This window comes from Streptomyces sp. NPDC006261 (assembly GCF_040613515.1).
Classification (GTDB): domain Bacteria; phylum Actinomycetota; class Actinomycetes; order Streptomycetales; family Streptomycetaceae; genus Streptomyces.
The window spans coordinates 85,412-93,413 of sequence record NZ_JBEXSI010000031.1; the positions used below are offsets into that span (position 1 = coordinate 85,412).

Below are 8,002 nucleotides of genomic sequence, written 5' to 3' on the forward strand. Positions count from 1 at the left end.
CGTCGTGACCCGCGCGTGCGAAAAGGACGCTAGAGCAGCTCCACCGGCTTCGTACGGTCCTTGTCGACCTTCTCCGTACGCTCCAGCTCGCCCCAGACGATGTACCGGTACTTCGACGTGTAGACCGGGGTGCAGGTCGTCAGCGTGATGTAGCGGCCGGGCTTCTTGACGCCCGACTCCTCCGGGACCGGCTGGATCACGTCGACGTTGAACTTCGAGGTCTCGGGGAGCGACTTGTAGACCTTGTAGACGTACCAGGTGTCCTTGGTCTCGAAGACGACCGCGTCACCGTTCTTCAGCTTGTCGATGTTGTGGAACTTGGCACCGTGGCCGTCCCGGTGCGCGGCCAGCGTGAAGTTTCCCTCGTCGTCCCAGGGAAGGGCGGAGGGGATCGGGTCCGTGTAGTAGCCCGCGATGCCGTTGTTCAGGGTCGTGTCGTCGGTGCCCTTCTTGACCAGCACCTCGCCGTTCTTCATGGCGGGAACGTGCAGGAAACCGATGCCGTCCTTGGTGTCCAGGGCGCCCGGCCCGTCCGCCCACCTGCTGCGGACCGTGTCTCCCTGCCTGTCGGCCTCGCGGTCGGCGAGCACGTTGGTCCACCACAGCGAGTACGCGACGAAGAGCGCGAGCACCAGGCCCGCGGTGATCAGGAGCTCCCCGAAGACGCTGACGGCCGTGGCGATGGGGTGCCTGCTCGGCCGGGGCGCGGGGGGCGCGGACACGTCGGTCCGCTCGTCGTGCTCGGTCCTCGCTGCCACCGCACCGCCCCTGTCGTGATGATGTTCAGCCCACGAGCGCCTTGGGCTTCCCCTCGCTGCGCGGCCGTTCGTCGACCATCTTGCCCCAGACGATCAGCCGGTAGGTACTCGTGAACTCCGGGGTGCAGGTGGTCAGCGTGATGTACCGGCCCGGCTCGGTGAACCCGGATCCGACCGGGATCGGTTCGATCACCGAGATGTTGGACGGTGAGGTCTGCGGCAGGATGCTGGTCATCTCGTACGTGTAGTACGCGTCCCTCGTCTCAACCACGATCGGGTCGCCGGGGCTGAGCTTGTTGACGTAGCGGAACGGTTCGCCGTGGGTGTTGCGGTGGCCCGCCACGGCGAAGTTGCCCTGCTCGTCCTCGGGCATCGCCGTCTTCAGCTTGCCCTCGCCGTAGTGGCCGAGCATGCCCCGGTCGAGGACCTTCTCCTTGTTGATGCCCTCGGCGACCGGGACGACGACGTCCAGCTTGGGGATGTGCATGATCGCGAAGCCCTGCCCCGGCGCGAACACCCCCGGCTCGCCCGCCCCGTTGGCCCACTCCTCCTGGATCTTGTTCGTCTCCTTGCCGGCGATCTGCTCGGCCCGGACGTTGGTCCACCAGAGCTGGTAGGTGACGAACAGCAGCATCAGGACGCCCAGCGAGATGAAGACCTCGCCGACGGCCCGGCTGGCGACCACGGCCGGACTGTCCTTGGCCGCCTTCGCCGCGCGCCGCGCCTCCACCCGGGACATGGGGGCGGAGGACGTCGCGGGCGCGGGGGCGGGGCGGCGGCCGCCGCGCCCCCTGGCCGCGCGGCGCCGCTCGGCACGCCCTCCGGTGACCCGCTCGGCCTGCTCGGACCGTTCAGCCGGGCCGGAGGGCTCGGGCGGACCGACCGCTTCAGCCGGCTCGGGCCGTTCGGGCCGTTCAGGCTGTTCGTACGGCTCCGCCACTATTCGGCGGGTGTCCGCGGTGCGCAGCCCCAGCGTCTCGTCGGCCGGTGCCGCGGCGGGAGAAGGCGCGGGAGAGGGCGTAGGCGCCTGCTGGGAGCCGTACCAGTCCCGTTGGTACCCCTCGGGGTCGTACCACTCGCTCGGGGCCCCCTGGGGCTGCTGAGGCCCCCCGTACGCCGGCGGCACCGTCCCGTCCACCGGCGCCGCGTCCTGCCGCCCGTTGTGCTGGTCCCCCTGGACGGCCTCGCTCCGGAACCACGGGGAGGCGTGCTGCCCGGCCGGCGGGTCCTGGGGCGGGTCGTTGAGCGGGTCCTGGAACCGGTCGTTGAGCGGGTCCGGAAGCGGGTCGTTGAGCGGGTCCGCGAGCCCGCCCACCGCCGCGACGAACGCCCCGTCGGCCCCGTACACGCCTTGGGCGTACGGGCCCTGAAGTCCGGCGTCGTCCTCGGGGCGGGGTGTGGTCACGCCGCGGCCTTGCCCACCACCGGCGCGAGACCCGCCGACCGCGCGACGGCCCCCTGGTCGCCGCACTGCTCCAGCCAGTTCGCGAGCATCAGGTGGCCGTGCTCGGTGAGCACCGACTCGGGGTGGAACTGCACGCCCTCCACCGCCCGGTCCCGGTGGCGCAGCCCCATGATGATGCCGTCCGCCGTGCGGGCCGTGACCTCCAGCTCCGGCGGCAGCGCGCCCGGTTCGGCGGCGAGCGAGTGGTACCGGGTCGCGGTGAAGGGGGAGGGCAGCCCGGCGAAGACGCCCTTGCCCTCGTGGTCCACGGGCGAGGTCTTGCCGTGCAGCAGTTCGGGGGCCCGGTCGACCACACCGCCGTACGCGACGGCCATGGACTGCATCCCCAGGCAGACGCCGAAGACCGGAACACCGGTGTCGGCGCAGTGGCGCACCATCTCGACGCAGACCCCGGCCTGCTCGGGCGTGCCCGGGCCGGGGGAGAGCAGGACGCCGTCGAAGCCGTCCTGCGCGTGGGCGGTGGTCACCTCGTCGTTGCGCAGCACCTCGCACTCGGCGCCGAGCTGGTAGAGGTACTGGACGAGGTTGAAGACGAAGCTGTCGTAGTTGTCCACGACGAGGATGCGTGCGCTCACTGCCCGGCTCCTGCCCCACCGGCGCTCGCGCCGTCGACGGTCACTTCACCGAACGGGAGCAGCGGCTCCGCCCAGGGGAAGACGTACTGGAACAGCGCGTAGACGACCGCCAGAACCAGCACGAGCGCGATGACGCCGCGCACCCATGCGTTGCCCGGCAGATGCCGCCAGATCCAGCCGTACATGCTGACCCCTCCATTCGGTACCCGCACCAGACTAGAGTGCCGCGGCCGGAGCGTGGGTCAGCTGGGGAAAAGCACGGGTCAGCCGGTGAGCGCCGGCGGTCTCCCCTCGTGCACCGGCCGCGTCGCGTCCAGGTGCGCCCAGGCGATCAGCCGGTGGCTGCTGCCCCACTCGGGCTCGCACGTGGTGAGCGTCAGATAGCGGCCGGGCCCCTCGAAGCCGGAACGGCGGGGGACGGGGTCGACGACGGCGGTGTCGGTGGGCACGGTCCGGTAGGGCACTTTCGCGATGCGGTACGTGAACCAGGTCGTCCCGTCGTTGACGATCACCGCGTCTCCGGGGCGCAGCCGGGGGAAGTCCTTGAACGGGTCTCCGTACGTCCGGCGGTGCCCGGCCACCGCGAAGTTTCCCGTCTCTCCCGGGCGAGCGGTCCCGCTGTAGTGCCCGAGACCCTTCTGCAGGGTCCTGGCCTCGGTGTTCTCCAGGACGGGCCACTGCCAGTCGGCGCCGAAGCGGGGGACATGCAGCGTCGCGAAGGGCTTTCCGCCGCGGTACGGGGGCGGGGAGGCCGCGGAGGTGGAAGGGCCGGGCGAGGCGGCCACGGGCTGCTCGGCCCAGCGGCTGTGGAGCGTCTCGATCTCGCCCTCGGCAGCGTCGGCGGCCTTGACACCCGTCCACAGCAGAACATAGGCGACGAACAGGGTGATCAGGGCGCCCACGGTGATGCACAGTTCGCTGAAGGTTCTGACGACGAGCCGTACCGATCGCACCGGTCGCACCGGTCGCACCGACAGTCGTGACGGCACCGGACGGCCTCCCGGGGGTATCAGCTCCGGCTCACTCCACAGGCTTCGCGTAGTGGAGGTCCACTGTGCCCGAGTAGCCGGGAAGAGTCACCGCGTCGTCCTCGTCGACTTTCCAGCCCAGCCCGTACGCCTTCACGTACAGCTGGTAGTTCTGGATCGCCGTGGAGTCGTTGAGCGCCTGCTTGAGCTTGCCGGGGTCGCCCACCGCGGTGACCTTGTACGGCGGGGAGTAGACGCGGCCCTGGAGGATCAGGGTGTTGCCGACGCAGCGCACCGCGCTGGTGGAGATCAGCCGCTGGTCCATCACCTGGATGCCGCGCGCCCCGCCCTGCCAGAGGGCGTTCACCACGGCCTGGAGATCCTGCTGGTGGATGACCAGGTCGTTGGGCTGGGGGTCGGGGTAGCCGGGGTTGGCGGTGGCGTCGGGGGGCGCGTCGTCGAGGGTGACGCTGACGGCGTCGCCGGTGATCTTCGTGGTGCCGGCCGCCTTCTCCAGGGCCTTCAGCTTGGCGTCCTCGGCCTCGGTGGAACCGTCGTCGCGCTGGGCGAGCGCGTCGATGTCCGCACGCGCGGAGGCGACCGCCTCGTTCAGCTCCGCGTTGTTCTCGCTGCGTTCGTTGATCAGGTCGGAGAGCTTGAGCAGGGAGGAGTCGCTGCGCAGATTGGTGCCCTTGGCCGTGTTGGCGCTGGTGACGAAGATCAGTCCGGCCAGGGCGAACACGGCAGCCGTGAGCCCCCGGGCCGCCCACGCGGAGGTGTGCCGGACCGGGCCTTCGGGAGAGTCGGCAGAATTGCTCAACGTACCCTTATCTCATCGGGCGCCATGGAAGCACTACGCTAACGGACGCCCGGGGGAGGCAGCATGCCCCCTGGCGTCCCCGCCCCGGCGCCCGCCACAGATCCCTGCGCGGTCACGCAGCGCATCGACAGGAGAGTCCCTCGTGCCGAAGTCACGTATCCGCAAGAAGGCCGACTTCACGCCGCCCCCGGCGAAGCAGGCAACGACCATAAAGCTGACCAACCGCAGTTGGGTCGCTCCGGTGATGCTGGCCCTGTTCCTCATCGGGCTTGCCTGGATCGTGGTGTTCTACGTGACCGAAGGCGATCTGCCGATCGACGCCCTGGGCAACTGGAACATCATCGTGGGCTTCGGCTTCATCGCCGGTGGCTTCGCCGTCTCCACGCAGTGGAAGTAGCCCGCCCTCACGCACACCTTGCCTTGAGTTACCCACAGAGTTATCCACAGCCGGGGGAAAAGGTCAGACGATCTGTGGATAACCTGCACCCAAGTTGACGCCGGTGTGACTGCAGCCTCCCTCGCCGAGGGGGGCTGCATCTCGTGTTCCCCGGGGAAAAACCCAGCTCAGCGACGGCGGGAACAGATGTGCCCCTTGCCATGCACAAGCTCCCGCACTCACTGTGGACAACTGGGGCATGCCCTGGGGGTAGAGGCCCCTTGCCCGCTTTTATGAGCGCTACGAACGTGGCGCACAGCTCCGCTACGGACGACGCGCCTCAGCTCAGGGACATCGTGCGGGCGACGATGATCGCCACCGACGCCAGCAGCACCAGCGCACAGGTCCCGGCCTGCACGGCCGTACGGCGATCGCGTGGCGCGTGCACCAGCCCTATCGCGATCAGGACGCCCGCCACGAGACCGCCGACATGCGCCTCCCACGCGATCCCGCCCATGGTGAAGGTGAAGACCAGGTTCAGCGCCAGCAGGATCAGCACCGGACGCATGTTGTAGTTCATCCGGCGCATCAGCACCGCGGTGGCACCCAGCAGGCCGAAGATCGCGCCGGAGGCGCCGAGCGACGGCTGGTTCGGCGCGGCGATCAGATAGGTCAGGGCGCTGCCCGCGAGGCCGGAGAGCAGGTAGAGCGCGAGATAGCGGACGCGGCCGAGCGCGGCCTCCAGCGGTCCGCCGAGCCACCACAGACCCAGCATGTTGAACCCGATGTGCCACACCTCCTGGTGGAGGAACATCGAGGTCACCAGGCGGTACCACTGACCCTCGGCGACACCCTCGACCGAGCCCGGCGGCGGCGTCGGATCCCAGGCCCGGCCGAGCAGCATCAGGTCCTCGAGCAGGGCCTCGGGGGCGGCCGCGACCAGGACGAAGACCGCGAGATTGATGCCGAGCAGGATCTTGGTGACCAGCCGCGGATCGGCGGCCACGGTGCCGCCGGCCAGTGTGCGGGGCGTGCTCGCGGCCGGGTGGTGGCCGGTGCCCGAGCCCTGGCGTACGCAGTCGGGGCACTGGAAGCCGACGGAGGCGCTGACCATGCACTCGGTGCAGATCGGCCGCTCGCAGCGCGTGCAGCTGATCCCGGTCTCCCGATCGGGGTGCCGATAGCACGTCGGCACGGCCTCCCGGCCCTCCGGTACGCCCCGGCCCGCCGGCGGCTGCTGGTCCATCGGTCCTGGCCTGCCTCTCGGTCTCGCCCCGGGGCACCGCACGCACGGCCGCCCCGCTGGTCCGCTATGTAACAGTACGGACGGGCGGGGCGGTTGGTTCCCGTACGGCTTCCGCCGCATCCGGCGCGGGCTGCCGGGGTGCGCCGGTCAGCGGGTCTCGACGACGACCGACTCGATGACGACGTCCTGCACCGGGCGGTCGGTGCGCGGGTTGGTCGGGGTGGCCGCGATGGCGTCGACGACCTTGCGGCCCGCCTCGTCGGCGACCTCGCCGAAGATGGTGTGCTTGCCGGTCAGCCAGGCGGTGGGCGAGACGGTCAGGAAGAACTGCGAGCCGTTGGTCCCCGGGCCCGCGTTGGCCATGGCCAGCAGGTACGGCTTGGTGAAGGCCAGCTCCGGGTGGAACTCGTCGGGGAACTTGTAGCCCGGGCCGCCCGTGCCGTTGCCCAGCGGGTCGCCGCCCTGGATCATGAACCCGCTGATGACCCGGTGGAAGACGGTGCCGTCGTACAGCCGGTCCGTGGATTTCGCGCCGGTCTCGGGGTTGGTCCACTCACGCTGTCCGGTGGCCAGCTCGACGAAGTTTCTGACCGTCCTGGGCGCGTGGTTCGGCAGAAGCCGGATCTCGATGTCGCCCTGGCTGGTCTTCAAGGTGGCGTAAAGCTCCTCGGCCACGATCTGCCTTCCGTAATCCTTCGCTGACGTCCGCCGATCCTCCCACGTACCGGGAAATGTACGGCCGGATGCCTGGTGGAACGGCGCGTTCACCGCCGAACCGTGGCATTGTCGGCGGCACACTTCACTTGCACCGCTTTACTGACTTGAACCGTTTTGACAGAAATAGCGATCATGACCCGGATGCCCGTCCCGCGTGCCGGTCATGGCCGCGACAGGCATGATTTCGAATTGGGCGGAAAGGCGGAGTACCTACCCGCCACCAAGGAGGAGGATCCCGTGACCCGCATCGACAGCGTGCGCGCCGCAACCGACTCGGCCAGGGACAGCGCGCAGCACGCCGCGGAAGTGGTGGCGCCGTACGCCGACACGGCCAAGAAGCAGGCTGCACTTTACGCGCACGAGGCCCGTGTCCAGCTCGCGCCCAGGGTGACCAAGGCCGCCAAGCAGGCCCGTGTCCAGTACGAGTCCCATCTCGCGCCGCGTCTCGAACAGGCTCTGACTCATGTGCCCCCGAAGGTCGACGAGGCCGCGCAGCGTGCGGCGCACTCGACCCGGAAGGCCGCCCGGACCGCCGCCGACTACACCGCGCCGCGCGTCGAGTACGCCAGGGCGGTGGCCGTGCCGGTCGCCGAGCAGGCGACCGCCCGGAGCGCCGCCGCCCTGGCCGCGCTGCGGAGCAACGTCACGGCCAAGGAGATCCAGAAGCTGGCCCGTAAGCACGAGCGGCGGGCCAGGGCGGGCCGGACGACCAAGGGGCTCCTGGTGCTGGGTGTCGTCGCCGGCGGCGCCTATGCCGCCTGGCGCTGGTGGGACAAGCAGGCCAACCCGGACTGGCTGGTCGAGCCGCCCGTCGCCACCGAGGTCGGCGACGAGCGTTCGCCGCTGAGCTCGGTCGACGGCAGCGGCCAGGCCGTGCTCGACCCGGAGGTCAAGGCCAAGCAGGCCGAGGCCGAGGGGGACACCCCGGGCCTGGACGACCGCCCCTGAGGCCGTCGGCCCGTAACTGCCGGCACCGCGACGGGAACGCCGGTCCGCCGCAGACCTTCACCGGTCCTGCGGCGGACCGGCGTTGATATAGGAAGATCACAAGTCTTAACAACAGTAACAAAATCTAAC

10 protein-coding genes are annotated in these 8,002 nt (G+C 69.9%); 2 read left to right on the forward strand and 8 right to left on the reverse strand.

The features are described 5' to 3' along the window. Positions 1-29: 29 nt before the first annotated feature. The 6 genes from ABZ154_RS21340 to ABZ154_RS21365 form a co-directional block, all read right to left on the reverse strand. Complete coding sequence (locus ABZ154_RS21340; RefSeq protein WP_356834827.1) at positions 30-758, reverse strand: class E sortase; 729 nt, start codon at positions 756-758, stop codon at positions 30-32. Positions 759-783: 25 nt separating this feature from the next. Next, the gene (locus ABZ154_RS21345; protein ID WP_356834829.1) at positions 784-2,163 is read right to left on the reverse strand and encodes a class E sortase; all 1,380 of its coding nucleotides are present in this window, start codon (positions 2,161-2,163) and stop codon (positions 784-786) included. Then, entirely contained in the window at positions 2,160-2,798 is a 639-nt protein-coding gene (locus ABZ154_RS21350) for an aminodeoxychorismate/anthranilate synthase component II (RefSeq protein ID WP_128845931.1), read from the reverse strand. Before ABZ154_RS21350 ends, ABZ154_RS21345 begins: the two co-directional genes overlap by 4 nt. After that, on the reverse strand, positions 2,795-2,983 hold the full coding sequence (locus ABZ154_RS21355) for a hypothetical protein (protein ID WP_018513898.1): 189 nt from the start codon (positions 2,981-2,983) through the stop codon (positions 2,795-2,797). The genes ABZ154_RS21350 and ABZ154_RS21355 overlap by 4 nt, the downstream gene beginning before the upstream one ends. A 78-nt stretch (positions 2,984-3,061) precedes the next feature. Next, on the reverse strand, positions 3,062-3,760 hold the full coding sequence (locus tag ABZ154_RS21360; RefSeq protein ID WP_356834832.1) for a class E sortase: 699 nt from the start codon (positions 3,758-3,760) through the stop codon (positions 3,062-3,064). A gap of 58 nt (positions 3,761-3,818) precedes the next feature. Beyond that, positions 3,819-4,586: a DUF881 domain-containing protein gene (locus ABZ154_RS21365; protein WP_356834834.1), complete on the reverse strand. Its 768-nt coding sequence runs from the start codon at positions 4,584-4,586 to the stop codon at positions 3,819-3,821. 142 nt (positions 4,587-4,728) lie between these two features. Between ABZ154_RS21365 and crgA the strand changes: the two genes are divergently transcribed. Then, complete coding sequence (gene crgA / locus ABZ154_RS21370) at positions 4,729-4,983, forward strand: cell division protein CrgA (protein ID WP_356834836.1); 255 nt, start codon at positions 4,729-4,731, stop codon at positions 4,981-4,983. A gap of 319 nt (positions 4,984-5,302) precedes the next feature. Here the strand turns inward: crgA and ABZ154_RS21375 are convergent, their stop codons facing one another. Then, positions 5,303-6,208, reverse strand: coding sequence for a rhomboid family intramembrane serine protease (locus ABZ154_RS21375; protein ID WP_356834838.1), 906 nt, complete (start codon positions 6,206-6,208; stop codon positions 5,303-5,305). 147 nt (positions 6,209-6,355) lie between these two features. Continuing rightward, positions 6,356-6,883 (reverse strand): peptidylprolyl isomerase, encoded by a 528-nt coding sequence (locus ABZ154_RS21380; protein WP_073875140.1) that lies wholly within the window; start codon positions 6,881-6,883, stop codon positions 6,356-6,358. 279 nt (positions 6,884-7,162) lie between these two features. Here ABZ154_RS21380 and ABZ154_RS21385 point away from each other — a divergent pair, with 279 nt between their 5' ends. Continuing rightward, positions 7,163-7,873 (forward strand): DUF5324 family protein, encoded by a 711-nt coding sequence (locus ABZ154_RS21385; RefSeq protein ID WP_356834841.1) that lies wholly within the window; start codon positions 7,163-7,165, stop codon positions 7,871-7,873. Positions 7,874-8,002: the final 129 nt, after the last annotated feature.